This is a genomic window from Actinoplanes sp. NPDC051343 (genome assembly GCF_044455125.1).
Taxonomy (GTDB): domain Bacteria; phylum Actinomycetota; class Actinomycetes; order Mycobacteriales; family Micromonosporaceae; genus Actinoplanes.
The window spans coordinates 464,020-487,961 of sequence record NZ_JBITEL010000004.1 but is presented as its reverse complement, the minus strand read 5'-3'; the positions used below and the strand labels follow the sequence as shown (position 1 = coordinate 487,961).

24 protein-coding genes are annotated in these 23,942 nt (G+C 70.7%); 7 read left to right on the top strand and 17 right to left on the bottom strand.

What is annotated here, in order from left to right; all coding sequences use genetic code 11:
* Window positions 1–4: 4 nt before the first annotated feature.
* Both ACIA5C_RS16405 and ACIA5C_RS16400 read left to right on the top strand, forming a co-directional pair.
* Window positions 5–640, top strand: a complete 636-nt coding sequence (locus tag ACIA5C_RS16405; RefSeq protein WP_396055213.1) for a class I SAM-dependent methyltransferase — start codon at window positions 5–7, stop codon at window positions 638–640.
* Window positions 641–657: 17 nt separating this feature from the next.
* A complete protein-coding gene (locus ACIA5C_RS16400) occupies window positions 658–1,023 on the top strand; it encodes an ATP-binding protein (protein WP_396055211.1) in 366 nt (121 codons plus the stop codon).
* 62 nt (window positions 1,024–1,085) lie between these two features.
* Here ACIA5C_RS16400 and ACIA5C_RS16395 read toward each other — a convergent pair whose 3' ends face one another.
* Complete coding sequence (locus ACIA5C_RS16395) at window positions 1,086–1,430, bottom strand: Lsr2 family protein (RefSeq protein ID WP_396055209.1); 345 nt, start codon at window positions 1,428–1,430, stop codon at window positions 1,086–1,088.
* Between the two features lie 272 nt (window positions 1,431–1,702).
* Between ACIA5C_RS16395 and ACIA5C_RS16390 the strand changes: the two genes are divergently transcribed.
* Window positions 1,703–2,845, top strand: a complete 1,143-nt coding sequence (locus ACIA5C_RS16390) for a cellulose binding domain-containing protein (protein WP_396055207.1) — start codon at window positions 1,703–1,705, stop codon at window positions 2,843–2,845.
* 63 nt (window positions 2,846–2,908) lie between these two features.
* On the opposite strand, the gene ACIA5C_RS16385 is transcribed toward ACIA5C_RS16390, so the two are convergent.
* From ACIA5C_RS16385 to ACIA5C_RS16370, 4 genes are all read right to left on the bottom strand, one after another.
* A complete protein-coding gene (locus ACIA5C_RS16385) occupies window positions 2,909–4,537 on the bottom strand; it encodes an FAD-dependent oxidoreductase (protein WP_396055205.1) in 1,629 nt (542 codons plus the stop codon).
* A gap of 158 nt (window positions 4,538–4,695) precedes the next feature.
* Window positions 4,696–5,163, bottom strand: coding sequence for a GNAT family N-acetyltransferase (locus tag ACIA5C_RS16380; RefSeq protein ID WP_396055203.1), 468 nt, complete (start codon window positions 5,161–5,163; stop codon window positions 4,696–4,698).
* A gap of 122 nt (window positions 5,164–5,285) precedes the next feature.
* Window positions 5,286–6,017: an HAD family hydrolase gene (locus ACIA5C_RS16375; protein ID WP_396055201.1), complete on the bottom strand. Its 732-nt coding sequence runs from the start codon at window positions 6,015–6,017 to the stop codon at window positions 5,286–5,288.
* A gap of 1 nt (window position 6,018) precedes the next feature.
* On the bottom strand, window positions 6,019–6,774 hold the full coding sequence (locus tag ACIA5C_RS16370; protein WP_396055199.1) for an ROK family protein: 756 nt from the start codon (window positions 6,772–6,774) through the stop codon (window positions 6,019–6,021).
* A 77-nt stretch (window positions 6,775–6,851) separates the two neighbouring features.
* Between ACIA5C_RS16370 and ACIA5C_RS16365 the strand changes: the two genes are divergently transcribed.
* The gene (locus ACIA5C_RS16365; protein WP_396055197.1) at window positions 6,852–7,682 is read left to right on the top strand and encodes a TrmH family RNA methyltransferase; all 831 of its coding nucleotides are present in this window, start codon (window positions 6,852–6,854) and stop codon (window positions 7,680–7,682) included.
* On the opposite strand, the gene ACIA5C_RS16360 is transcribed toward ACIA5C_RS16365, so the two are convergent.
* Window positions 7,652–8,365: an SDR family NAD(P)-dependent oxidoreductase gene (locus ACIA5C_RS16360; RefSeq protein ID WP_396055195.1), complete on the bottom strand. Its 714-nt coding sequence runs from the start codon at window positions 8,363–8,365 to the stop codon at window positions 7,652–7,654. The two genes, ACIA5C_RS16365 and ACIA5C_RS16360, sit on opposite strands and share 31 nt — an antisense overlap.
* Window positions 8,366–8,451: 86 nt before the next feature.
* Here ACIA5C_RS16360 and ACIA5C_RS16355 point away from each other — a divergent pair, with 86 nt between their 5' ends.
* Window positions 8,452–9,282 carry a LysR family transcriptional regulator gene (locus ACIA5C_RS16355; protein ID WP_396055193.1) on the top strand — a complete coding sequence of 277 codons (831 nt, stop codon included), beginning with the start codon at window positions 8,452–8,454 and terminating at the stop codon, window positions 9,280–9,282.
* A gap of 9 nt (window positions 9,283–9,291) precedes the next feature.
* Here ACIA5C_RS16355 and ACIA5C_RS16350 read toward each other — a convergent pair whose 3' ends face one another.
* The 10 genes from ACIA5C_RS16350 to ACIA5C_RS16305 form a co-directional block, all read right to left on the bottom strand.
* Complete coding sequence (locus ACIA5C_RS16350) at window positions 9,292–10,209, bottom strand: DNA-3-methyladenine glycosylase family protein (protein ID WP_396055191.1); 918 nt, start codon at window positions 10,207–10,209, stop codon at window positions 9,292–9,294.
* Between the two features lie 285 nt (window positions 10,210–10,494).
* The gene (locus ACIA5C_RS16345) at window positions 10,495–11,700 is read right to left on the bottom strand and encodes a Pecanex-like protein 1 (protein WP_396055189.1); all 1,206 of its coding nucleotides are present in this window, start codon (window positions 11,698–11,700) and stop codon (window positions 10,495–10,497) included.
* A 45-nt stretch (window positions 11,701–11,745) separates the two neighbouring features.
* On the bottom strand, window positions 11,746–12,558 hold the full coding sequence (locus ACIA5C_RS16340; protein WP_396055187.1) for a DUF4142 domain-containing protein: 813 nt from the start codon (window positions 12,556–12,558) through the stop codon (window positions 11,746–11,748).
* Window positions 12,559–12,603: 45 nt separating this feature from the next.
* The gene (locus ACIA5C_RS16335) at window positions 12,604–13,272 is read right to left on the bottom strand and encodes a hypothetical protein (protein ID WP_396055185.1); all 669 of its coding nucleotides are present in this window, start codon (window positions 13,270–13,272) and stop codon (window positions 12,604–12,606) included.
* A 192-nt stretch (window positions 13,273–13,464) separates the two neighbouring features.
* The gene (locus ACIA5C_RS16330) at window positions 13,465–14,250 is read right to left on the bottom strand and encodes a zf-HC2 domain-containing protein (protein ID WP_396055183.1); all 786 of its coding nucleotides are present in this window, start codon (window positions 14,248–14,250) and stop codon (window positions 13,465–13,467) included.
* On the bottom strand, window positions 14,247–14,939 hold the full coding sequence (locus ACIA5C_RS16325) for a sigma-70 family RNA polymerase sigma factor (RefSeq protein WP_396055181.1): 693 nt from the start codon (window positions 14,937–14,939) through the stop codon (window positions 14,247–14,249). The genes ACIA5C_RS16330 and ACIA5C_RS16325 overlap by 4 nt, the downstream gene beginning before the upstream one ends.
* A 431-nt stretch (window positions 14,940–15,370) precedes the next feature.
* Window positions 15,371–16,333 carry a hypothetical protein gene (locus ACIA5C_RS16320; RefSeq protein WP_396055179.1) on the bottom strand — a complete coding sequence of 321 codons (963 nt, stop codon included), beginning with the start codon at window positions 16,331–16,333 and terminating at the stop codon, window positions 15,371–15,373.
* Window positions 16,330–18,816 (bottom strand): AAA family ATPase, encoded by a 2,487-nt coding sequence (locus tag ACIA5C_RS16315; protein WP_396055177.1) that lies wholly within the window; start codon window positions 18,814–18,816, stop codon window positions 16,330–16,332. The genes ACIA5C_RS16320 and ACIA5C_RS16315 overlap by 4 nt, the downstream gene beginning before the upstream one ends.
* Before the next feature lie 70 nt (window positions 18,817–18,886).
* Complete coding sequence (locus ACIA5C_RS16310; protein WP_396055175.1) at window positions 18,887–20,038, bottom strand: exonuclease SbcCD subunit D; 1,152 nt, start codon at window positions 20,036–20,038, stop codon at window positions 18,887–18,889.
* Window positions 20,039–20,047: 9 nt separating this feature from the next.
* Window positions 20,048–21,838, bottom strand: coding sequence for an ATP-binding protein (locus ACIA5C_RS16305; RefSeq protein ID WP_396055173.1), 1,791 nt, complete (start codon window positions 21,836–21,838; stop codon window positions 20,048–20,050).
* Window positions 21,839–22,030: 192 nt separating this feature from the next.
* On the opposite strand from ACIA5C_RS16305, the gene ACIA5C_RS16300 reads away from it, so the two are divergent.
* Complete coding sequence (locus ACIA5C_RS16300) at window positions 22,031–22,321, top strand: hypothetical protein (RefSeq protein ID WP_396055171.1); 291 nt, start codon at window positions 22,031–22,033, stop codon at window positions 22,319–22,321.
* Here the strand turns inward: ACIA5C_RS16300 and ACIA5C_RS16295 are convergent.
* Window positions 22,309–23,079, bottom strand: a complete 771-nt coding sequence (locus ACIA5C_RS16295) for a pyrimidine reductase family protein (protein ID WP_396055169.1) — start codon at window positions 23,077–23,079, stop codon at window positions 22,309–22,311. The genes ACIA5C_RS16300 and ACIA5C_RS16295 overlap by 13 nt on opposite strands.
* 155 nt (window positions 23,080–23,234) lie before the next feature.
* Here ACIA5C_RS16295 and ACIA5C_RS16290 point away from each other — a divergent pair, with 155 nt between their 5' ends.
* Window positions 23,235–23,921, top strand: coding sequence for an amino acid-binding protein (locus ACIA5C_RS16290; protein WP_396055633.1), 687 nt, complete (start codon window positions 23,235–23,237; stop codon window positions 23,919–23,921).
* Window positions 23,922–23,942: the final 21 nt, after the last annotated feature.

The following is a 23,942-nucleotide window of genomic DNA, read 5'->3' as shown; positions in this document are numbered from 1 at the left end:
GGAGGTGCTCCTGGAATTCGTCCGTACCCACACCGCGCCCGCGCCGGTCCCGTTCGTCCCCGAGATCACCCTGTGGCAGGCCGACGAGCCGATCGCCCTGTGGGAGGAGACCGAGGCGGACGGGGTCGAGCAGCCGCCGCCGTTCTGGGCGTTCGCCTGGGCCGGCGGGCAGGCGCTCGCCCGCTACCTCCTCGACCGTCCCGACCTGGTGTCCGGGCGCAGCGTGCTCGACCTGGCGACCGGCTCGGGGCTGGTCGCGGTGGCGGCCGCGCTGGCCGGAGCTCAGCCGGTGACGGCCAACGACATCGACCCCCTGTCGCTGGCCGCGGCGGCAGTGAACGCCGAGGTCAATGCCGTACGCGTGGAGACCGTCGAGGCCGATCTGCTGGACGGCCCGCCGGACGCCTATCGGGTGATCCTGGCCGGCGACGTCTTCTACAGCCGGGAAATGGCCGGGCGGGTGCTGCCGTTCCTGCGACGGGCGACCAACGCCGGCTGCCTGGTGCTGGTCGGCGATCCGGGCCGCGCCTACCTGCCGTCCGAGGGGCTGGTCGAGCGGGCGACGTACGACATCCCGGTGGTCGAGTCGCTGGAGAGCGTGCCGATGCGCCGCACCACGGTCTGGCAGGTTCTCGGCTGATACCGGATGATCACAGGGTGGAGTTGTTACGTCTGGCCTTCCGAAACGACGAACCGGCGGGCCCGGTGCGCTGGAGGGCCCGGGCGGCGCTCGACGACTGCCCGTCCTCCGACGCCGTCGACGACGTGCTGGTCGTGATCTCGGAGCTGGTGGAGAACGTTTCCCGGCATACTCGGGGCGGCGGCGAGCTCCGGCTGGCGCGCGAGGACGGGGTGATCGTGATCGAGGTGCACGACGGCGATGCCGCCGAGCCGCGACTGCTGCCGCCCGACGACCGCCGCATCGGCGGGCGGGGTCTGCTCGTGGTCGCCGGCATGGCCCGGCGCTGGGGTGTGCGCCCGGAGGAGACCGGTAAGACGGTCTGGGCCGAGATCGGTTGCTGATTATTTAGACGAATGCGGTGCCACCGTTACCGGGGCACCGCATTTCGTGACGCTGAGGCGAACTATCGGCGAGCGTGGTACGCCTCGACGATGTGGCTCGGGATGCGGCCGCGCTCGGACACCGGGTGACCGTTCTTGTTGGCCCACTCGCGAATGGCCTGATTTTCGTCGCGGCTGGCGCGACCGCCGGCGTTCGCACCGTTGCGCCGGACCGGCGAGGCGACCGGGCTGCGGCCGACCCGGGTGGCCGAGTTGAGGAACGGGTCAAGCGCCTTACGCAGCTTGCCCGCGTTTTTCTCGGAGAGGTCGATCGTGTAGTTCACACCGTCGAGTCCGAACTCGACGGTGCGGTCGGCCTCCCCGCCGTCGAGATCGTCGGTCAGAAGGGTAATTACCTGCTTGGCCATGGTGTGCTTGCTCCTACAGCGATGTCATTTTACTGACGACTATGCGTCCGCGGCGGGCCCGCGAATCTTGATACCGCATTCATTCTGTCTCTGACCAGTTCACAGTGCAAATTGCGCTTCCGCATGTCGCAATTGAGCTTTCCTTCCGACGGTCGCTGGACGGGCCGCTGGGCCGGATCGATGTCACACACTTTTCAGGAACGTCAATGTCCTGTAACGTGTCGTGGGAGCGCTCCCACGGTCCCTCCCCCACTCTTAACCTGGAGCACGGAATGCGACGTGCCATCCGCGCCTTGGCGGCGGCCGCTCTTCTGGCCGGCGCCACACTCACCACGTTCGCGGTCGCCGGCCCGGCCAGCGCCGACACCCAGATCTGCGACCAGTACGGCTCGACCACCATCGGCGGCCGCTACGTGGTCATGAACAACCGCTGGGGCACCTCGGCCCAGCAGTGCATCAACGTGACCTCGACCGGCTTCTCGATCGCCAGCCAGCAGGGCACCGGCAGCACCAGCGGCGCCCCGGTGTCCTACCCGGCGGTCTACTACGGATGCCACTACACCAACTGCTCGCCCGGCACCGTCCTTCCGATGCAGCTCAGCGCCATCTCCAGCGCGACCAGCAGCATCAACTACACGTTCGTGTCCGGCGCGACCTACGACGCGTCGTACGACATCTGGCTCGACCCGACACCCAAGAAGGACGGGGTCAACCAGCAGGAAGTCATGATCTGGTTCAACCGGCAGGGCTCCATCCAGCCGATCGGCTCGGTCATCGGCTCGGCCACCATCGGCGGCCGCACGTGGCAGGTCTGGCAGGGCGGCAACGGGTCCAACCAGGTCATCTCGTACGTGGCGCCGTCGCCGATCAGCAGCTGGAACTTCAGCGTGCTCGACTTCCTCAACGACGTGAAGACGCACACCTCGGTCACCAGCTCGTGGTACCTGACCAGCATCCAGGCCGGGTTCGAGCCGTGGAGCGGCGGGGCCGGACTGGCGGTCAACAGCTTCTCCGCGTCGGTCAACGGTGGCGGCGGCGGTGGCGGCACCACGACGCCTCCCACGACGACGCCTCCCACGACGCCGCCGGCCGGTAACGCCGCCTGCCGCGTCACCTACGGGACCAACGTCTGGAACAGCGGCTACACCGCCAACGTCACGGTCGCCAACACCGGCAACGCGCCGGTCAACGGCTGGACCCTGGGCTTCACCCTCCCGGGCGGACAGTCGATCACCAGTTCCTGGGGTGCCACGGTGACCGGCACCAGCGGGGCGATCACCGCTCGCAACATGTCCTACAACGGCGCGATCCCGGCCGCGGGCAGCACGTCCTTCGGCTTCCAGGGCACGTACAGCGGCAGTTTCGCCGCACCGGGCTCGTTCACCCTGAACGGTTCCACTTGCACGACCGCATGACCCGGCCCCGATGACCCGAGCCGCCTCGTCGCCGATTCTCCGGTGCCGGGGCGGTTCGTCCATTCAATTTCGCAGAGCACCCGGCGCGCCCGGCGGAACGGCCGGCGCTTTCGGCGCCACCGACGTGAGCCGGCGATATTCCGCACCCATCGGCGGACGCGGATCGGCGTCGCCCTTGTTGGGCCAGAGCGACATCGCCCGCTCGGCGAGCGCGGTGATCGTCAGCGACGGATTCACACCCAGATTGGCCGGCACCGCCGAGCCGTCAACGACATGCAATCCGGCGTAGCCGAATACGCGGTGATACGCGTCGACCACTCCGCGTTCGGGCGAATCACCGATCGTCGCGCCGCCCAGAATATGTGCGGTCATCGGAATGTCGAACACGTCTCCGACGGTGCCGCCCGGAAAGCCGTCAATCTTCTCCGCGAGCCGGCGCACGACCTCGTGCCCGATCGGAATCCACGTCGGATTGGGTTCGCCGTGACCCGGACCGGTGGTAAGCCTTCCGCGCCGGGTCCGGCTCACGGTGAGCGAATTGTCGAGCGTCTGCATGACGAGCGCGATGATGGTGCGTTCGCTCCACTGACGGGCCGACAACGAGCGCGCCAGAACGTACGGATGGCGCAGCGCCTGCGCAAGGAATTTCACCGGCCGGGGCAGCCGGCCGCCGCCGTCGACGAGCAGCGTCGACAGCAGGCCCATGGCGTTGCTGCCCGGGCCGTACCGGACCGGTTCGATGTGCGTGGTCGCATCCGGATGGAAGGACGACGTGATGGCCACGCCCTCGGAGAACGGCCGGGCCGGCCGGGACCGCGCCTCGGCGCCCAGCAGAGCCTCCGAGTTGGTGCGGGTCAACGCCCCCAACCGCCCCGAGATCCGCGGCAGGACGCCGGTGTCGCGCATCGCATGCAGGAGCCGCTGCGTACCCAGAGCGCCCGCCGCGAGGATCACCTGCCCGGCCGTGAAGCGACCCCGCTTCGTCTCGACGACCCACCCGTCGCCGCCCGGCCGCAGCGCGGTCACCTCGGTCTCCGGATGCACGGTCGCGCCGGCCCGCTCGGCCAGATAGAGGTAGTTGACGTCGAGCCGGTTCTTCGCACCCACCCGGCATCCGATCATGCAGTCGCCGCATTCCGTGCAGCCGGTCCGCGCCGGCCCGGCCCCACCGAAGTACGGATCGGCGACGGTCTTTCCCGGCTCGCCGAAGAACACGCCGACCGGGGTACGCCGGAACGTGCCGCCGACGCCCATGTCCTCCGCCACCTGCCGGATGACCAGATCGGACGGCGTCATCGTCGGCTGCTCGGTCACGCCGAGCATCCTCGACGCCTGGTCGTAGTGCGCCGCCAGCTCGGCCGCCCAGTCGGTGATGCCGGCCCACCGCGGGTCGGCGAAGAACGCGGCCGGCGGCCGGTACAGCGTGTTGGCATAGACCAGCGACCCACCACCGACGCCGGCCGCCGACAACACCACGACGTCCTTCAGCAGCGTGATCCGCTGAATGCCCTTCAGGCCGAGCCGCGGCGCCCACAGAAAATTGCGCACATCCCACGACGTCTTCGGTAGCGTCCCGGCGTCGAACCGCCGACCGGCCTCGAGCACCCCGACCCGGTAGCCCTTCTCGGCCAGCCGCAGCGCACTCACGCTGCCCCCGAATCCACTTCCCACGATCACGACGTCGTAGTCCATCACCCGACTCTCCCATTACCGGCCGGTAACCACCAGAGAGCTTCTCGAAGACAATCGATGCAATCGCGGAGCTGCGAACTGTCCGGGGCGTCACTGGCCGAGGTCTCTAAGCAAGCCCGGAGGCGGGCGAGTTCCGGCGCAGCCGGCGCTGGACGTCGTCATTCCCCCTCGCCCTGATCCGCGACTGCGGCTGAGCTGCCGGTCGGCTCCCAGAGCAGGAGCCGGCGGTGGTGGCTGAAGCCGTTGCGTACGTAGAAGTCGACCGCTCGGCGGCCGGAGTGGACGGTCACGTGCGACAGGCCGCGCACGCGCGCCTCGGCCAGGACCGCCGCCATCAGTGCGGCGCCGATGCCCCGGTTGCGGTGCTCCGGGCGAACCATGACCGACTGGACGTCGCCGTAACGCCGGTCCAGCGAACCCGAAGCGGGCACCCGTTCCGCGACGTGCAGCCAGGCGCAGCCGACGACGCAGCCGACGACGCAACCATCGACCTCGGCGACGAACGGCAGATGGGTCGCGGCGTGGGCGGCCACCCAGGCGGTGTACGCCGCGAGCTGGTCCGGTTCGATCTCCCGCAGCTCGGCCAGGGCCGCCGCGTCGGGCGCGCCACCATTCCGCACGATCATCCGCCGAAGTCTATGGCCGAGAATGTGTCGTGGCCGGAGGGGCCGGGCCGGCGCGGGCCCGCGGCCCGGTGTTGCACTCAGGCCGGACTGACGGGCCGGGTTCGGATGGACGGCCCGTACTTCTACAGAGCGTGAGCGAGCAACGCAGCCAAACCATGTCCGTCGGTGACCGTGTCGTCGGGCTGGGGCCAGCGGTCGGGGTCCTCGGTGGCCGTGCGGGCGGACGGCATCAGCACGGCCCGGGCGACGTCGGCCCGCCGGGCGCAGAGGATGTCGCGGCGGCGGCTGTCGCCGACGAACCAGCAGGTGCGGGGGGAGACGGCCATCTCGTCGGTGGCCGACCAGATCATCTGGGGGTTCGGTTTGCGGACGCCGGCCTCGTCGCTGTAGACCTGCACCCGGAAGAGGTGGCCGACGCCCGCCTTGGCGAGGAAGTCGCGGTGCGCGGCGCCGGAAAGCGTGTTGCTGACGACGGCGAGAGGGATGCCGGCTGCCTTGCCGAGATCCAGAGCGGAGCGGATGCCCGGCCGCAGCGCCCAGTTGTTGCGCCAGGCCCACTCGTAGCTGAGGCTCTTGATCGCGCCGCGCACCGCGACCTGGTCGAACGCGGGCCAGTCGGCGATCACGAAGCGTTCCCAGACCTCGGCCTGTGGCAGTTCGTCGGGCCAGTCCTCGTCGCGCCAGCGGGACCAGGCGGCCGCTCCCTCGGTGAGCGAACGCTGGATCTGGCCCGGGGTCATCCGCCCCTTGAGGAGGTTGAACAGGCGCAACACCAGTTCGGGCGGGGCGGCCCGCTGCGGTGGCGCGTCGGCCAGGACACCCCCGAAGTCGAGCAACAGCGCGCCGGGACGCATGTCAGCGGGTCGTGCCCAGCTGCCAGGCGCGCACGCCGCCGACGATGCCGGCCGTGTTGGGCACGACCACCACGTCGTCGCCCATCCGGGACAGCTGGGCCGGGGTGATCAGGCGGGAGTTGCCGCCGCCCAGGTAGAGCCGATCCCAGAGGAAGACCGGGCGGAAGCCCTCGACGACGTTGCGGACGCGGCGCGACCAGAGGGCGTCGCCGAGGCGGCGGCGTTCGTGTTCGCCGATGTAGGTGTCGTAGGACATGCCCCAGCGGACCGGTGCCTGCGACATCTCGAGGTGCGGGGCGAGCACGCCGCCGTCGAAGAGGGCGCAGCCGAGGCCGGTGCCGAGGGTCAGCATGAGTTCGCAGCCGGTGCCGGCGACCACGCCCGCGCCGTGCACCTCGGCGTCGTTGAGCACCAGGGTGGGCAGGCCGAACGCCTCGGCCAGCGCGGTGCGGGCGTCGAAACCGTGCCATTGGGAGACCAGCTCGGGGTCGATGCGGGTGCGCGGGCCGCTGCGGGTGATGTAGTGCGGGGTGGCCACGACCACGCCGTGCCGCAGCATGCCGGGCATGCCGACGGTGACCCGGTCGGCGGTCGGCAGGCTCTCGCCCAGCTGCACCAACGTCTTGACAAAGAGGTCGGGCGGCAAGGGGTAGGGCGTCGGCACGCGTAACGGCTGCGCGCGCATCGTGCCGGCCTCGTCGAGGACCGAGCCCTTGATGCCGCCGCCGCCGCAGTCGATCGTCAGGGTGAAAGCCACGCCGCCAGTTTGCATGGGCAACACCTCCCGGCACAGCAATTGTGACCCGTGCGCAATCGGTTCGGTAAGGTCCTGCGGTGCCCAGGACGATGCGAGTGACGACACGGAACGCGAGTTTCCAGCAGTGGCAGGCGCTGCTCACCAATCGGACGAAGCGCACGCGGGCCGGCGAGTTCCTCGTGCAGGGTGTGCGGCCTCTCACACTGGCGGTCGAGAACGGGTGGGAGATCCGCGCCCTGATCTATCCCGATCGGCGGTCGCTGTCCGCCTGGGCCCGTTCGATGCTGGACTCGGTCGACGCGCAGCCGGTGGCGATGGCTCCGGAACTCGTGGACGAGCTGGCGGACAAGGAGGGGGCCGAGCTGATCGGGGTCGTCGGCATGCCGGAGCAGACCCTCGCCGAGATCAACGACCCGCGTCTGCTCGTCGTGGTCCTCGATCGGCCGAGCACGCCGGGCAACATCGGCACGGTGGTGCGTTCGGCCGACGCCTTCGGCGCCTCGGCCGTCGTGGTGGCCGGGCATGCGGCCGACCCTTACGACCCCAAGGCGGTACGCGCGAGCACCGGTTCCCTCTTCGCCCTCCCGGTGGTCCACGCCGACTCGACGGGGGAGGTGCTCGACCAGGTCGCGTCGTGGCGTTCCGCCGGCCTGCCGGTCGAGCTGGTGGCGACCGACGAGCACGGCTCGGTGGACGTCGCCGACTACGACCTGACCGGCCCGCGGGTGCTGCTGATCGGCAACGAGACGACCGGCCTGAGCGCGGGCTGGCGCGAGGCGGCCGACGTGACCGTGCGGATCCCGATCACCGGGGCGGCCAGTTCGCTGAACGCGGCCACCGCGGCGACGGTCGTGCTCTACGAGGCGGTGCGCCAACGTCACCAGGGGATGCGGCCGGCGTCCTCGTAGAAGCCGCCGGTACCGTCCGGCCGCGTCGCCAGCTTGACGGCGATCGCGGCGCCCTGCGACGGGGTCCGGACGCCCCGGAAGTTGTTGAGGTCGGTGGCGGTAAAGCCCGGGCACCCCAGGTTGATCTGGATGTCGGGGAGTTCCTTCGCATACTGCACGGTGACCGCGTTGAGGAACGTCTTCGAGGGCGCGTAGGCGGCCGAGATCGGCCCGGTTTCGCTGCCCGGCACCGACTGCCGGGTGAGGGAGCCGACACTGCTCGACATGTTCACGATCCGCGGCCGGTCCGAGCGGCGCAGCAGCGGCAGCATCGCGTTGGTGACCCGGATGACGCCGACGACGTTGGTGTCGACGACCTTCAGCACGGTGGCCGGGTCGACCCGGGTCGGCTCCTGCGGCACCCCGCCGGTGACGGCCGCGTTGTTGACCAGCACGTCGAGCCGCCCGAACCGTTCCTCGATCAGCGCCGCGGCCGCGGTCACGCTAGCGTCGTCGGTCACGTCGAGCGGCACGCCGAACGCGTCCACCCCGTCCGCCCGCAGCTTGGCGACGGCGGCCTCGCGGCGTCCGGCATCCCGCGCGCCGACGCCGACCTGCCAGCCGAGGGCGCCGAGGCCGGCCGCGATCTCATACCCGATTCCCTTGTTCGCGCCAGTGACCAGCGCAATCGTCGATTCGCTCATGAGTCGATCCTGTCCGCGCCGCGGCCGGGCGGCCAACACCGATGCGGTAGGCACCGATACCCGGCGGGTATCGGTACGGTGGAGGGGTGGAGACCCGCGAGCTGCGCTACTTCGTGGCCGTCGCCGAAGAGCTGCACTTCGGCCGGGCCGCGCAGCGCCTCGGGATCGCGCAGCCGCCGCTGTCCCGCACGATCAGCCGGCTGGAGCGGCGGCTCGGGGTGACACTGTTCCAGCGCACCAGCCGGGCGGTCGTGCTGACCGAGGCGGGTTCGGTGCTGCTGCGGGAGGGGCGGGTCGCCCTCGATGCTGTCTCGGCCGCCGAACGCCGCACGCGGCGGGCTTCCGACGGCCCTTCCGGCCTCGTTCTGGTCACCAAGGCGGGTGCCTCCGGCGAGCTTCTGGCGAAGCTGCTCGACGCGTACGCGTCGGAGCCCGGCTCGGTCCCGGTCGACGTGCTGCTGTGCGGCCCGGGCGAGCAGGAGCGACTGCTGCGCGACGGGCGGGCCGACGTCGCGCTGCTGCACCGCCCGTTCGACTCGACGACCGGGTTCGACACCGAGGAGTTGCACACCGAGGGACAGGTCGTGCTGCTGCCGGCCGGGCACCCGCTGGCGTCCTCGTCCCGGCTGCACCTGGCCGACCTGGCCGGCCTGCCACTCCCCCGCTGGCCCGACCGCGAAGGCCACTACCCGGAGGGCCCGGGCCCGGCCGTCCGCGACAACACCCAGCTGCTGCAGCTCATCGCCCTGGGCCGCGCGGCCGCCGTTCTGCCCGAATCGGTCCGCGGCCACCTCAACGACGGCCTGGCCACCGTGCCGGTGCCGGACGCACCACAGGTGACGACGGTGATCGCGTGGCCGCCGCACAGCCGGTCGCGGGCGCTGGCCCTCCTGGTGCGGACCGCAACCCGGCTATAGGGGCGTGCGCTAGAAGCGGGCGAACGACCGGATCGGCATGCGCGGACCGAACTTCGGGGCGCCGATGCCACCGGCCGCCAGCAGGTCGCACACCCGGCCCCGGTGCCCGCGGAACGGTTCCAGCAGCTGCAGCATGCGCTCGTCGGTGCCGCGGGCCTCGCCGGCCAGCGCCCAGGCCACCGTGTTGGGGATGTGGAAGTCGCCCACGCTGACCGCGTCCGGGTCGCCGAACGTCACCCGCACCGCCTCGGCCGCCGTCCACGGACCGATGCCGGGCACCGCGACCATGCGCCGGGTCGCCTCCTCGGCGTCCGCACACTGCTCCAGCCGGTCGGCGATCAGGGCCACCCGCTGCAACGCCTGGGTGCGCCGCTGCTCCACACCGAACGGATGGAAGACCCAGTAGGGCGTCGCCGCTATCGCGGCCGGATCGGGTGGCAGCATCAGATCGGCCGCCGGGCCGGGCGCCGGCTCACCGAATTTCCGGCAGATCATCCGGTACGCGCGGTGCGCCTCCTGGCCGGTGACCTTCTGCTCGAGGACCGCGCGCAGGAGCCGGGGGAAGAGGCGGTGGGTGGCCGGAAGGCGTACGCCCTGGAAGGTGCGCGCGAGGCGGGCGACCAGCGGATGGGCCGCGGCGAGCGCGGCGAAGCCGTCGAGGTCGTCCCGCAGCCCGGCGACGGCGTCGGCGTGCTCGGCCAGCCAGTCCCGGCCGGCGCCCCAGGTCGTAGCCGTGACGCCGGCGTCGTCGCGGGTCAGCCGCAGCGTGGCCGGCCCGTCCGGCGTGCGCACGGCGAGCCAGAAGGCGGTGCCGTCGAAGCGGCCGCAGGGATCGTGCTTGGGGACCAGGATCGGTCGCACCGAGGCACCGAAGTGGTAGCGCTCCGGCGTCACCAGCCGGCGGGTCACCTCGGAAGTCACGCGCACACTCTGCCACCCGATCGCCGCGTTGCCCAATGGTTCGCTACCCCGGCTTCCCGCGGGCAGGCCGATGGCCCTGACCGCGCTCCCGGTCAGGGCCATCGGTGCAAGGGCGACCGGACACCCGAGTGGTCCGAATCGCCCGGAGCGAGCCGCTACCGCCGTCCGTCAGGGGGAAGGACGGCACCGGGGCCGACGGGGGGTCCCGTTCGGGACGAGGTCGTGTCGGCGACCTCGCCCCGCGCGGGTTCGGATCCCGGTCGAGCGGCGATGCTCCACGTCGGGTCGGTGCTAGTTGCGCACCGTGATCCGCATCGAGTCGAACGAGGGCAGCTGGTTCGCGCGCTGCATCATCGGGATGCGGTGCGAGCCGTCACCGGCCCACGAGGCGCACTGCGCGGTGCCCGCGGTCGGCAGGCCCGGCACCTGGATGGTGACCACGTCGGGCGTGGCACCGCCCTTGGTGTCCTCGGTCGCCACGAAGAACGCGGGGACCGGCGACGGGTCGGGAGCCTCGTTGGTGTTCGGCAGCATGCGGCACGCGGTGTGGAAGTGGCCGCGCTCGATGCCGTTCTGCAGGACCGAGCTCTCGACGTAGTAGCCGCCCGCGCCGGCCGCGAGGAAGCGGTCCCGGATCAGATTGCGGGTGCTGACCTTCAGGGTGAACGGGGTGTTCACCTTGACCGAGCGCGGCGACTCGGTGATGAGCAGCGACGGGTTGTTCGCGGCGACGCCGACCTCACCGAACTCGGTCGAGACGCAGCGGTCGCCGTCCTGGAAACCGGCGTGCGGGGGCAGCGTGCTGGTGTCACAGCTGTTGGTCAGGATGCCGAGGCCGGCACCGGGCGGCGGGCTGGTGGCCGCGCCGCTGTCGGTGGGAGCGGCGGTCGGCTGGTCGGTCGCGTTGCCGCCACCGTTGTTGCCGCCACCATTGTTGCCGCCACCGTTGTTGTTGCCACCGCCGTTGTTGTTGCCGCCGTTGCCGGCACTCGCGCCGGCACTCGGGTCGACGCTCGCGCCGGCGCTCGGGTCGACGCTCGCGCCGGCGCTCGGGTCGGCCGCCGGTGCGGTCGAGGCGTTGCCGGCGCCGTTGTTGCCGCCGCTGTTGTTCTTGCCGCCGCCGGTGTTGTTGCCACCGACGTTGTTCATGACCCAGCTACGGCAGCGCTGGCGCAGCGTGTCGACACTCGGAACGTCGCCGGCGCCGTCATCCGCGTGCTGAGTGATCTTGCCGCCGTTGGGGCCGCCGCTGGTGGTGTACGTGCCCGGGCGGGTCTTCGTCGAGAGCTTGGTCTTCGGCGGGGTCGCGATGTTGTCGCAGGCCGACAGCGCCTTCTTCTGCGTCTTGGTGGTGCTGGCGTTCGAGACCTGGGTGACTGCGACGATGCCGCCGAACACCGCCAGGGTGGCGACCGCGGCTAGGATCCGTCGCCGGCCGGTCAACCAACTCGGCATCCTGCTCTGCTGGGATGCGCGCCGGTACTTGGACCTTCGCATGGGTGACACCTTTCTTTGTCGCATCGATGGGCTGGGCGGTGGGGGTTACCGCGATCGGACGATGCGCATCGTTGTGAACACGCCGGCCACAAGTGCGGCGGCGAGGACGAGGAAGACCACGGTCTGACTCACGCCGGGCAGCCCACCGGTGTTGCTCTGGGCCGCCGCGACCATCTGCCCGTCGACCGGCACCGGGCCCTTGCCGGCCGCTGCCGGGGCGGGCGCCGTGGGAAGTGCGCCGTAGTTGACGATGTTGCTGTCCTCCAGCAGCGTCATGTGCGTCATGACGAACTGGTTCGACGCCTGGGCGAGCTTGCGGACACTGTCGTTCCGCGTGCTGGAACGGATGGTCGCGATGGCCGGGAAGATCTTGCCGTGCGCGGCCCGGAGACGGTCGATGTAGATCTGGTCGAAGGTCGCCGGGTTGGCGTTGTGCATCTCGCTCAGCCAGTACTGCTGGTCACTGTTCGGCTGGCTGGGCAGGTCGATGCCGAGCTGCTTGGCCACGTCGCGGTCCATCTTGTCGAGGGCCACGTGCTCTTTGCCGATGTTCCTGGCGATGGCGACGATGCGCGGGTCGTCGGACTTGGTCTCCGCCATGTTGCTGGCCATGATTTCCCAGAGCCCGGCCAGCCGTACCTTGATGACGAAGTCCTTGTCGGCCGGGCTCACCTCGCCTTGGCCCTTCTGGCTCTGGTCCAACGGCGGCAGCGGGACACCCGCAGTGGTCGTGGGCACGACGCCGATCGAGTCGTCGGCGTGTGCCGCGTCGGCCGGAGCCAGCAGCAGCGCCAGAGACACGGTGGCGACGCCGGCGGCCAGGCGCCGAAGGGTGCGGCGGGGCGAAACCGCAGTCATTCTTTCCAACCTCCGATTGAAGCTAATTCTTAAAGGGCTCTTAAGTCAGTAGCTGTAATCGCTACCCGAGTCACCGCTGTCACCGGAATCGCCCTTCGGAGGCGCGACCGGCTTCGATACGGCGGGAACACAGGTCAGGTTCTTCGCACCGTCCGGCTTGATGACGAACCACTTGCCGTTGACGTTCTGACCCTTCCAGGTGTCGGCCTTCTTATCGCCGATATAGGCGTAGAGCGGCCAGCCCTTCACGGTCAGTTGCTTGGTGCCGTCGGCGCGGGTCACCGTGGCCACGACCTTCGAGTCGACGCCCTTGAGGGTCGGCTTGCCGTCGATCGTCAGCGCGGGCTCCCACACCTTGGCGCAGTCACCGTCGCAGGTGGACTTCGGCGGGTTGTTGGAGTCAGCGTCGAACCGGTAGAGCACGTGGCCCTGCTCGTTCTCGATGACCTCGCCCATCTTGGACACCTTGGTGGCGTTCAGTTTGTGCGTGACCTGGGCGTCGCTCAGCTTGGGAACGCCGGAACCGTCGTTCGCCGCGGCGGCCGAGGTCGACGAGGGCGATGCGGTCGACTCAGGGCCGGCCGTCGCGCCCGAGGAGGCGTTGGGCTGGGCCGCGGGCGCCGCCCCGTTGCCGTAGTCGGCGGCCTGGTTGAAACCGGCCGGGGCACAGCCGGGCAATGCGAACGCTGCCGCGATGGCCGCACCCACGACCATCAACTTTCGCTTCTCCGGTATCACTGGCCCTCCAGCTGATTCAACGCACTGGTGTTTCCGGGCTGTAGTACGAGGGCGAGGGCGATGCGGTTGAAGAATCGGCCCAATCAGTTTTCTTAAGTTTTTTTGAACTGCTCCGGCACAAAAGAAGGGTCCGGCCTGCGTGGCCGGACCCTTACTCTGTGCTTTCTTTTACAACGCGCTCACCAGGGTCTGGGTGGAACCGTTCGGCTCGACCTCTTGCACCTGGACGTGCGCGATGTTTTGCTGCTGCGTCGCGGTGACCGCCTGGAGCAGCAGCGGCGCCGGCTGGGCGGCGGTGCCCCAGCCCTTGTCGCCGACGTTCCACGAGGCGAGCGGCTCGGTCGTGCCGTCGGTGTGCACGAGGACCAGCTTGCAGGTCTTCGGGCCCTTGATGTTGGAGATGGCGAAAGAGATCTGGGTGCCCCAGTCCTTCTTCTCCAGGGCGACATCGGCGCGGACGCCGGTGCGCGGGTCGGTCTGGCCGTACCGCTGACCGGCGAGGTCGGGCCCACCGATGCCCGGCCCGTCGTCGGAGTTGGGCAGCGGGTCGAGTTGCTTGCTGCCGCGCTGCGCGGTCGTGTTGGCGGCCGGCTTCGAGTCGGGCGCGAACAGCTTGCCGCCGGCGAACAACGCGCCGATCGACAACACCGCGAAGACGACCACGGCGGCGGCCAGAGAATAGAGTCGGCGCTGGTTGGCCTTGCGGCGCTCCAGCTTGACGTCGCCCATCAGGTTTTGCAGGAGCGCACCCTCGCGGTGCGACTCCTCGGCCGCGATGACCGCGTCGGCGTCGACGTCGGCCAGCAGGTCGGCGACCTGAACGAAGGACTCCAACTCGTACGCGCAGCGCGAGCACTCGATGAGGTGGTCCTCGAAGCGGGCGGCGTCGCGGTCGTCAAGAATGCCCAACGCATATGACGCGACGTCGAAGTGTTGCTCTTCCTGCGGCATCATTCCGTCACCCCCCGCTGCTGCAAGGCCGTCCGCAGGGCCCGCAGAGCGTAATACACGCGCGATTTAGCGGTGCCCAACGGAAGGTTGAGCACCTCCGCCGCCTCCGGAACCGTCCGGCCGCGGAAGTAGGTCTCGATCAGGATCTCGCGGTGCGACTGGCTCAGTTCCCGCAGCGCGTCCGACACGGTCATCGACTGCAGGACGCGGTCGGTGTCGTCGGCCTGGCTGGGGAAACTCTCCAGCTCCCGATCGTACGTCTCCGCGGGCCGGGCGCTGGCGCTGCGGTGATCGTCGATCGCGATCCGCCGGGCGACCGTGACCAGCCACGGGCGCAGGGACTGCTGGCCCTGCGCGCCGAGCCGGTGCGCGTTGCGCCAGGCCCGCAGCAGGGTCTCCTGGACGATGTCCTCGGCGCGCTGCCGGTCACCACCGGTCAGTCGCAGCACGAACATCAGCAGGGGACCCGCGTGCTCCTCGTACAGCATCCGGACGAGGGTGTCCTCGTGGCTCTTGCCGCCAGGGCCGGCCTCGTGCCGGGGGGCCTGTCGCGGCATCACCGCTTCATCGTTCGCACTACGGCCTCCGTCGAGTGACTGCCACCGTCCACCGGAACGCGACTGAGTCATCAGGCGCACCCCGCCCAGCGCGAGCCCAGTCTGGGCCGGCCCTGCCTCGGCCACCGCATGCATCGATACCTCCGCCCGGAGTTTTCTCCGTCGCCTGTCATACGGCCGGGGGTGCCTGCCGGGATCAACGTGGGGCGGGAAATTTCCTGGGCGGGGGCAGTCAACGGTCCTCCGGGTCTCGTGCGGGAGCCACGAGGCACGGGCACAGACGATCCATACGATCTATATAGATCGATCTGCACCGATATGGTTATGGGGGCAGCCGAATAATACTCAGGCTCACCGGTCCCACGAAACAGCACTTTCAACAGGGATGACGCACCAGACGTCCGGCTCTACCGGACAGTAGGCAAGCGCTCTCGCAGCGTTCCCGCCGTCCGCCCGGAAAGCGTTCCCAGCACCGGAGGATCGGCCGTTCGGAGGAGGTCAGGGCGCTATCCGGACCCTTCGCACGGCAAGTGTCCGAAATGTGAGCGAGGCCGAGAAGGCCGCTTTCAGCGAGCGCGCGCGGTAGCCAGCGTCAGCGCGCGGTGAAGCACCCTCGCATCGCCGAGCAAACCCCGCAGCCGCCGCTCGAGCCCGGCGATCGGCACCAGATTTTGCGGGGCACGCGGATCCTTGTACGCCGACGAGGCGAACCGGGGCAGCGTCGCGGCGGAGATGTCGGCCAACTCGACCGCCTCGGCCGGGGTGAGGTCCGGCGAGCACTCCACCCGCACGATGCCCGACCAGGGCGCTCCCGAGGCCCCCGGCAGCCGCAGGTACCACGACCAGCCGCCCCAGACCGTGCCCAGATGGAACACCGGGGTGCGCTGGGCCGGCTTGAGCGAGGTGACCACCGCGGTCAGCGCGGCCGGCAGATATTGCTTCTGCTGCGTCTTGACGTAGCCGATCGTGCGCGGCAACTGCCGCCGGTTGCGCAGCGGTCCGTCGACCACCAGCAGGTCGGCGCCGCCCTCGCGGGCCATCGAGGAGATGTCGATCTCGAGCGCGGTGAGCGGGCCCTGCACGGCGGCCGGCAGCTTGCTCGCCTCGCCGGTGCCCGAGACCCGGTGCACCTCGTAGCGCACCGAACCGGCCTGCACATCGGCGGCCGACGGACTGGCGGTGAACAGACCCCGGGCGACCCGGGCACCGACCAGTTCGGCGGCGCCCCGGGCCAGGTCGCAGCGGACCACGCCGGCCGCGTACGACGCGGCCAGACCGGCGTACGACGTCCCGTCCTCCTCCGCCGTCCACAGCCCGGCGTCGTTGCGCCGCACGCCGTCGACCAGGAACACCACGTCGGGGCGGCGGACCGCGGACGAGACGTCGATCGGCGCCCACTCGGCGGCCGGCACCTCGACATCGGTGTCGACCTGGGCACTGCTCGCCGACGCCGGCCCCTCCCCGCCGTCCGAGCCCTCGAAGGACGACCCGTACGACGGATCCCAGGCGTCGACGAACATCCGCGTCACAGACCGACCCTCTCCACGTGCGCCGTACGCGCGTCCTTGTAGACCTCGAACCGCACCGGCACCCGCTCGGCCAGCGCGTTGACGTGGGTGACCACCCCGACCATGCGGTCGCCGCGGGCGGCCAGGTTTTCCAGCGTCGCCGCCACCACGTCGAGGGTGGCCGCGTCGAGCGTGCCGAAGCCCTCGTCGAGCACGATCGACTCCAGGCTGGCCGCGGTCGTCGACATGCCGGCCAGCTGCTCGGACAGGGCCAGGGCGAGCGACAGCGAAGCCTGGAACGTCTCCCCGCCGGAGAGCGTGCGTACGGCCCGGCGCAGCCCCGCGTCGTGATGGTCGATCACGTAGAACTCGCCCTTGTCGTGCACAAGATCGTATTGCCCGCCGGTCAGCTCGCGCAGGATGCGGGAGGCGCCGGCCACCAGCAGGTCGAGCGCCTCCTCGAGCAGCCAGCGCTCGAAGTTGTTGGCCCGCAGGTGCCCGGCCAGCGCCCGGGCGACCCGGCCCTCGCGCTGCAGGCTCATCCGCTGTTCCGACAGGTCGCGGGCCTGCTCCCGCCGGTCGGCGAGCCGGCGCAGGGCCGCATCGGAGCGTTCGGCGGCGACCGCGGCCCCCCGGATCAGCTCGGCCTCGTCGGCTGCCGGCGGCCGGACACCGGCCGCCGTGAACAGCGCCTCGACCGCCGCGAAGGCGCCGATGGTCGCGCGGTGGGCGTCGTCGAGGGCGGCGTTTGCCCGCTCCCGCTCGGCCGCGCGCCGGGCGCGCTGCGATTCGGCCCAGTCGACCAGGGTCTGCCAGGCGCCGGCCAGATCGTCCCGATCGGCCGGGGGCGGCCCGAAGCGGGCGACCCCGTCGCGTACGGAATCGAACTGCCGCCACGCCGAGCGCTGGCGTTCCTCGGCCTGGACCACCGCCGCTTGGGCCTTGCGCTGCACGTCGCGGGCGGTACGCACCGCGCCGCCCGCCTGCTCGAGCAACTTCCGGAGCCGGGTCAGCTCGGCCAGCCGGCTCTTGAGCGCCTCCGCGCCCGGCGAATCGGTCAGCGCGGCCCGCACCTCGGCCAGCCGCGACTGGTGATGCTGCTGCTGGCCGCGCTTGCGATCAAGGTTGATCTCGAGCTTGCGGGCCACCGCGTCGCGCTGCTTCCACGTCTGCTCGGCCTGCTCGGCGGTGGCGCGCGCGGCCTTGCCCGCCGCCTCGGCGGCGCTGACCGCCGAGGCCTCGGACAGCGCCGGAACGCGCTCGACCACCTGCTCGCAGACCGGGCACGGCTCGCCCGCCACCAGATGGGCACGCACCGCGGCCGCCTTGTCGAGCCGCTGCGCCTCGGTGTAGTCGAGACGGGCCTGTTCGAGCAGCTGGCGGGCGCCCAGGTGGCTGTTGTGCGCGAGGTCGGCCGCGGCCACCGCGTCGGCGTGCTCGACCTCGGCCACCTGCACCTCGCCGGCGAACCACTCGGCCTGCCCGAGCAGCCGGTCGAGCTCGACGTGCCGGTCGAGCAGCAGGCTCAGCGATCCGGCATCGCCGGCCGCCGCCAGCTCGCCACGCAGCTTTTCCTCGGTCTCCTCGGCGCCCCGGACCGAGTCCGCGGCCTCGGCGGCCCGCACTCTCGCTGCCGCGGTGGCACCCGCGATCTCGGCGCTGCCCGCGGGCGTACGCACGGAAGCGAGCTGTTTCAGCTCGGAGTCGATGAGATCGCGGGCGGCGGTCGCCTCGGTCTCGGCGGCCCGGGCCGACCGGAGGCCGGGTATCGCCGCCTCGACCGCGGACGCCAGCTCGCGCATGCGGCCGACGTGCGCCTCGGCCGCCTCGACCGCCTCGTCGGTGGCGTCGGCGAGCCCGGCCAGGCTCTGGTCGACCACGGTCAGCTTGTCTTCGGCGCTGGTGGCCCGGCCGGTCGCCTTGGTCTGCACCTCTTCGTAGACGTGCAGGCCGAGCAGGTTGACCAGGATCTGCTGGCGGGTGGCCGGCTTGGCGTGCAGGAAGTCGGCGAACTGGCCCTGCGGCAGCACGACGCAGCTGGTGAACTGCTCGTAGGGCAGCCCGACCGCGTGCAGGATCGCCTCGTCCATCTCGGCCGGGGTGCCGGCCAGCACGTCGCCGAGATCGTCGAGGTCCATGCCGGTGTCGAGCTTGGTCACGTCGAAGCCGGGCGGCATCAGCTGAAGGCCAGCCCCGGCGGTCTTGACGTTGCCCCGGCCGTCGCGGCGCACCACCCGGGTCGCCACATAGCGGTCGCCGGCCGACTCGAAGACCAGCCGCACCCGGGCCTCGTTGGCGCTCGGGGCGAGCGCGTTACCGATGCCGCGGATGCCGCCCCAGCGCGGGACGGTGCCGTAGAGGGCGAAGCAGATGGCGTCGAGCACCGTGGACTTGCCCGAGCCGGTCGGCCCGACCAGGGCGAAGTAGTCGGCGTCGGTGAAGTCGACGCTGGTCGGGTCGCGGAACACCGTGAACCCGGCCATATCCAGCCTGATCGGTCTCATGATTCGACACCGCTCCGCTCAGTCGGATCTGCGACCTGGCCGCTGCTTGCCCGACGCTCGCTTCGCTCGCTCATTGAGTGCTGCTCACCTCGTCGTAAAGCTCGTCGAAGAGCTCGCGGACCCCGTCCTGGGCATCCCCCCGGGTGTCCAGGTAGTCGCCGAAAAGCTCGCGCGGGGAACGGCCGGCCCGCTGGGCCATGCGCTCCCCCGCCTGGTTGGGGATCATGTCGGGGTCGATGCGGATCTCGAGCGCGTTGGGCAGCAGCTCCTGCACGTCCTCCCGGAGGCCGACCCGCGGCGTCTCGCGCACCAGCACACGGAGCCAGGCGTCGAGAAGGTTGACCGTGGCAAGCTGTTCGAGCGTGCCGCGGACCGTGCGCAGGCTCTGCGCGCCAGTGATCGGCACGTCGCGGACGCGGGCCGCCTTGTCGACTGCCACGTCCACGATGGCCACCGAGCAGACGTTTTCCTCCTCGCCGAAGTCGATCGCGAGCGGGCTGCCGCTGTAGCGCGTCGGGCAGGGGGCGATCACCTGCTGGGCCCGGTGCAGGTGGCCCAGTGCGACGTAGTGCGCGTTGCGCGGGAAGACCGTGGACGGAACCGCGTAGCCCATCACGGTATGGGCCTCGCGCTCGCCGCCGCCGCTCGACGCCCCGACGATCGTCAGGTGTGCCGTGAGCAGGTTGACCACGCCCGGCTCGCTGAACTTGTCGCTGAGCCGCTCGATCAGGCGGGCGATGTGGTCGGCGTACGTCTGGTTGGCCTCGGCCGCGGTCAGCTCGTACATCTCGGCGGCCCGGATCGCGTAGCGCTGGGAAAGGAACGGCAGCGTGACCAGCTGCCACTTCTCGCCGCCCGCGGTGGTGCCCGAGATGACCAGGTCGGCCGGGTTGTCGCCGACCGAGCCGCGCAGCTCGATGCCGGCCGCGTCGGCCCACGGGCGCAGCGCGTCGAGCGCCGGGCCGTTGTCGTGGTTGCCGCCGATCGCGACCACCCGCGCGCCCGTACGCCGCAGGGCCGACAACGCCCTGGTCACCAGCTTGGTCGAGGCCGACGACGGCGCCGCGGTGTCGTAGAGGTCGCCGGCCACGATCACCAGGTCGGGCTTCTCCCGCGCCGCGATCTCGATGATCTCGGCGAGGACCGCGGTGTGCTCCTTCTCGCGCGGGCGGCCCTTGAGGACCTTCCCGACGTGCCAGTCGGAGGTGTGCAGAATGCGCATCGGGGAACCTTAGAACGGGATCTCGTCGTCGGACGAACCACTGCGGCCGCCCACGACGGCGAACGGGTCGACGCCCTGGACGATCGAGCGCATCGTCTCGGCGGGCGGCGGACCGGACTCCGACTTGCGGGTCGCCCAGGCCGGGAACGGGAACTCGACGCAGAGCGGTACCGGGATGTCGGGCTGGTTGACGAACATGGTGCCGGGCCGGGCGAGCAGCGCGCGCTGGCGCATCGCGGGCGGCAGGAAGCCGTATTCCGGCCGGGCCGCCTCGGCCGGGTCGAGCCGGCCGACGACCCGGATCGCCGAGTTGGTCACGATGCGCCGCTCGACCTCGGAGGCGGTCTGCTGGGCGCCGATCAGGATGACGCCGAGGGAGCGGCCGCGCTCGGCGATGTCGAGCAGCACCTCCTTGATCGGCGACGTGCCCTCACGCGGGGCGTACTTGTTGAGCTCGTCGAGCACGACGAAGAGCAGGGGACGGCCGGTGCCGGCCTTCTCCTTCTCCTCGAACTCGGTCTTGAGCGTCACGCCGACCACGAAACGCTGCGCGCGATCGGGCAGATTGTGCAGGTCGACGACCGTGACCTGGGCCGACTCGGCGGTCTTGATCTGGTGGGGCCGACGCTGGGCCAGGTCACCCCGGATCAGCCGGGACAGGTCCCGCTTGCTGCCGATCAGCCGGCGGGCGAACGCGTTGACGGTGCCCATATTGATCGCGCTGCCCGCCCAGGTCGACCGGGTCTCGTCGTCGGTGAGCTGCTCGACGATGTGGTCGACCAGGTCGCCGTACGATCCGATGCGCCGCCCGTCGATGCTCACGCCACCCTCGGCCGGCACCGCGTAGCGGTTGAGGTGGGCGGTCACCGAGTGGACCACCATCGTGTACTGCTGGCGCTCGTCGTCGGCGTCGGCGAACACGTACGGCAGGAGCTTGTCGCCGCAGAACTCCTCGAGCGTCCAGTAGAACGCGTCGACCCCGGTCAGGCGGCTGCTCACGTCGGGCGCGCCGGACGAGTCACCGGCCCGCGGCGGGGCGTAGACGCGTACGTCGGAGAACGGCGTGGCCGGGAGCTCGAGAAGTTTGTAGGCCGACCTCGTGGGCTCGTCGAGCTTGGTGTTGGGGTGGTCGAGGAACAGCAGGTCCTCGCCCTTGACGTTGAAGATCAGCGCGCGGGCGTTGGGGCCGTCGGCACCGAGCTGGCCGGAGCGGAACACCGAGTAGAGCAGGAACGTCGCGAAGCTGGTCTTGGTCGCGACGCCCGAGATGCCGGAGATGGACACGTGCGCGCCGCGGGTGCCGTCGAGGAAGTCGGCGTTGAGGAACACCGGCACCCCGTCCCGCCCGGTGCCCATCGGGATGCGCCGCTCCATGCGGTCGAAGTGCAGCGCCGCGTCGCGTGCCTCGCCGGTCGCCCGGTGCACCACCGCGCCCGGGGCGGGCGGAACGTAGAGCTCCGGGTCGACCCGGGTAGTGGTGATCTCGGCCGCCTCCTGGACCAACGCGGGCAGCGTGCCCTCGGCGATCGCGAAGACGTCGGAGTCGAACTGCGCGCCCTCGTGCCGCGCCCGAACCTGGGTGACCACCCCGGCGATCGTCACCGGTTCGCGGTCCGGCAGGTCGCGCTTGGTGACCACGACGTCGTCGAGCTGGAGGTAGCTGCCCGGGGTCACGGCCGTCCAGAAGCTGAGCGGCGTTGCGTCAGCTGTTCCGAGCACCCGCCCGACGGGGTCTACATCCGATTTGTCATTTTGTTTTCCGCCGCGGGGATACACAGCTTCGTCAGACACGCCGATCATGTTGCACCAGGGGTACGACAGAACCCACAGGCGCCCGGGGTTGGCACTAGTTGTCCACAACTTATGGTGGCCATCCACAGATTTATCCACAAGATCTTGCTCGATCGGTGGAGGCGCGCCCACCATCGAACCGATCGCGACCGATCGGCCAATAACCGGGTGACCCACATCTGACGACCGCGGGGAGCCCCTATGAGACCGGCACCGGTCACCGCCGACGACAGTGAACTGATCCAGGGAGTCCGGCAGTACCGCACCACCCTTCAGAAGCAGGCCGACCTGGCCGGGCGCGAGGGAGTGGCGGTCTCGCTGCTCTCCGGCCCGGTGCGCTTCGACTACATATTCGACGCGAAGACCTACGAGTTCCTGGGTGAGCGGGTCGTGGTGGTGGGGCACCTCCCGCCGTACCCGAAGGGAGTCGTGTCCCGCTGGACGGCGCAGCTGCGGATAACCGTGGTCGACCGGGCCGGTCAGCTGCCCTGAGTCACCGCGTACCGCAAGAAGAGCATGTCCTGCAATGAGAGTGCGTGCCGCAGGGACATCGGCCGCGGCAGGCCGGCCGGGCCGGCCGCGATGCGGCCCGGCCCGCCGCCGACCAGCAGCGGGGAGACGGTGAGGCAGAGCTCGGTGATCAGGTCGGCCGCGATCATCGAGCTGAACAGGCGGGGGCCGCCCTCGCAGAGCAGTTGGGTGGCCCCGCGGGCGTTCAGTGTCTTGACCATGGCCGCCAGGTCGATCTCCTCCTCGCCGACGCTCAGCGCCTCGGCGCGTCCTTCGAGTTTCGCCACCGGCGCCGACCTCGTCGTGACCACGATCGGCGGGATCGGCGCGTCGGTGAAGACCAGCTGGTCGAGGTCGAGGTCGAGCGACCGCGAGACGATCACCATCAACGGGAACTCGGGCAGGCCGTGCCCGATCCGCCAGGCGCGGGCCGGCTCGGTCAGCCGCAGGGCGTCGTAGTTTTCCGCCATGACCGTGCCCGAGCCGACGATCAGCGCGTCGCAGAGCATCCGGAGCGTGTCGAAGATTTCTTTGTCACCCGGGCCGTGCAGGCCGCCGGAGAGCCCGTCGACCGAGGCCGCGCCGTCCGCGCTGGCGATGAAGTTGGCCCGGACCACGGGGCTGGGCTCCCGCGGGTAGAGCTCGACCAGATCGGCGGGCCATTGGCGGAAGACGCTCACGGCTCGGCCGGCCCGGTCACCGGCGGCGTGGGTTCGGGCCGTCGGTGCTGGCAGTCGCACCACGACCCGCCCCGGCAGTCCTCATGGCGCCGGTCCCGGCAGGCGAGGCAGATCACAGGCCCTAATATATGCGGGCTTGACGACCGGGACACGGCGCCGCAACAGGTGCGAAACGCCGAGTTGGCAGGCTGGTGGCCTACAGACCGGAGGAGTTCATGTTGCTGCGGGTTCGAGTCACCCTGCCCGACCGTCCCGGCGCCCTCGGCCAGATCGCGCGCACCCTCGGCGTCGCCGGTGCCGACATCGTGCAGGTGGTGGTGCTGGAACGCCTCGGCGGCCGCGCGGTCGACGACTTCACGGTCGTCTGGCCGGGCGCGGCCCGGGTCGAACGGCTCCTGGCCGGCCTCGCCGCCATCCCCGGCGTGCAGGTCGACGGGGTGTGGAAGGCGATCGGCGCGCCGGTCAACGGCGGCCACGACGCCGAACTGCTGGCCCAGGTCGCGGCCAACCCGGCCGACGGTCTCGCCACCCTGGTCGACGCGGTGCCCGGGCTCCTCGCCGCCGAATGGGCGGCCGCCGCGGTGGTCCCGGCCGACTGGGCCGCCCGCAGCAGCGCCCCCGCGGTGGCCTACGCCAGCTGGCGCTCCCCCGATCCGCTCCGGCTGCCCGAGGTCACCCCGCTGCGGGCCCGCCCGCTGGCCGGCGCCGACGGCACCCGCTACGCGGTCGCGCCGTTCGGCCGGGCCGGGCTGGTACTGGTCGTGGCCCGCTCGGACGACGACGACCTGACCCCGGCCGCCTTCCACATCACCGAGGTCGACCGGGTCGCCCAGCTGGTGCGGGCCGCTGCCACGATCCTCGGCGACCGGCTCGACGCGACTGTGACCGTGCTAACGGCGTAATCGCAGCTCAAGCAATGTCTG

What these genes read in the sequence shown, in the direction of transcription:
- ACIA5C_RS16395 (WP_396055209.1), bottom strand. Translation starts at nt 1,430, where the DNA reads ATGGCCAAGCAGGTAATTACCCTTCTGACCGACGATCTCGACGGCGGG.
- ACIA5C_RS16390 (WP_396055207.1), top strand. Translation starts at nt 1,703, where the DNA reads ATGCGACGTGCCATCCGCGCCTTGGCGGCGGCCGCTCTTCTGGCCGGC.
- ACIA5C_RS16385 (WP_396055205.1), bottom strand. Translation starts at nt 4,537, where the DNA reads ATGGACTACGACGTCGTGATCGTGGGAAGTGGATTCGGGGGCAGCGTG.
- ACIA5C_RS16380 (WP_396055203.1), bottom strand. Translation starts at nt 5,163, where the DNA reads ATGATCGTGCGGAATGGTGGCGCGCCCGACGCGGCGGCCCTGGCCGAG.
- ACIA5C_RS16375 (WP_396055201.1), bottom strand. Translation starts at nt 6,017, where the DNA reads ATGCGTCCCGGCGCGCTGTTGCTCGACTTCGGGGGTGTCCTGGCCGAC.
- ACIA5C_RS16360 (WP_396055195.1), bottom strand. Translation starts at nt 8,365, where the DNA reads ATGAGCGAATCGACGATTGCGCTGGTCACTGGCGCGAACAAGGGAATC.
- ACIA5C_RS16345 (WP_396055189.1), bottom strand. Translation starts at nt 11,700, where the DNA reads ATGCGAAGGTCCAAGTACCGGCGCGCATCCCAGCAGAGCAGGATGCCG.
- ACIA5C_RS16340 (WP_396055187.1), bottom strand. Translation starts at nt 12,558, where the DNA reads ATGACTGCGGTTTCGCCCCGCCGCACCCTTCGGCGCCTGGCCGCCGGC.
- ACIA5C_RS16335 (WP_396055185.1), bottom strand. Translation starts at nt 13,272, where the DNA reads ATGGTCGTGGGTGCGGCCATCGCGGCAGCGTTCGCATTGCCCGGCTGT.
- ACIA5C_RS16330 (WP_396055183.1), bottom strand. Translation starts at nt 14,250, where the DNA reads ATGATGCCGCAGGAAGAGCAACACTTCGACGTCGCGTCATATGCGTTG.
- ACIA5C_RS16325 (WP_396055181.1), bottom strand. Translation starts at nt 14,939, where the DNA reads ATGCATGCGGTGGCCGAGGCAGGGCCGGCCCAGACTGGGCTCGCGCTG.
- ACIA5C_RS16315 (WP_396055177.1), bottom strand. Translation starts at nt 18,816, where the DNA reads ATGAGACCGATCAGGCTGGATATGGCCGGGTTCACGGTGTTCCGCGAC.
- ACIA5C_RS16310 (WP_396055175.1), bottom strand. Translation starts at nt 20,038, where the DNA reads ATGCGCATTCTGCACACCTCCGACTGGCACGTCGGGAAGGTCCTCAAG.
- ACIA5C_RS16305 (WP_396055173.1), bottom strand. Translation starts at nt 21,838, where the DNA reads ATGATCGGCGTGTCTGACGAAGCTGTGTATCCCCGCGGCGGAAAACAA.
- ACIA5C_RS16300 (WP_396055171.1), top strand. Translation starts at nt 22,031, where the DNA reads ATGAGACCGGCACCGGTCACCGCCGACGACAGTGAACTGATCCAGGGA.
- ACIA5C_RS16290 (WP_396055633.1), top strand. Translation starts at nt 23,235, where the DNA reads ATGTTGCTGCGGGTTCGAGTCACCCTGCCCGACCGTCCCGGCGCCCTC.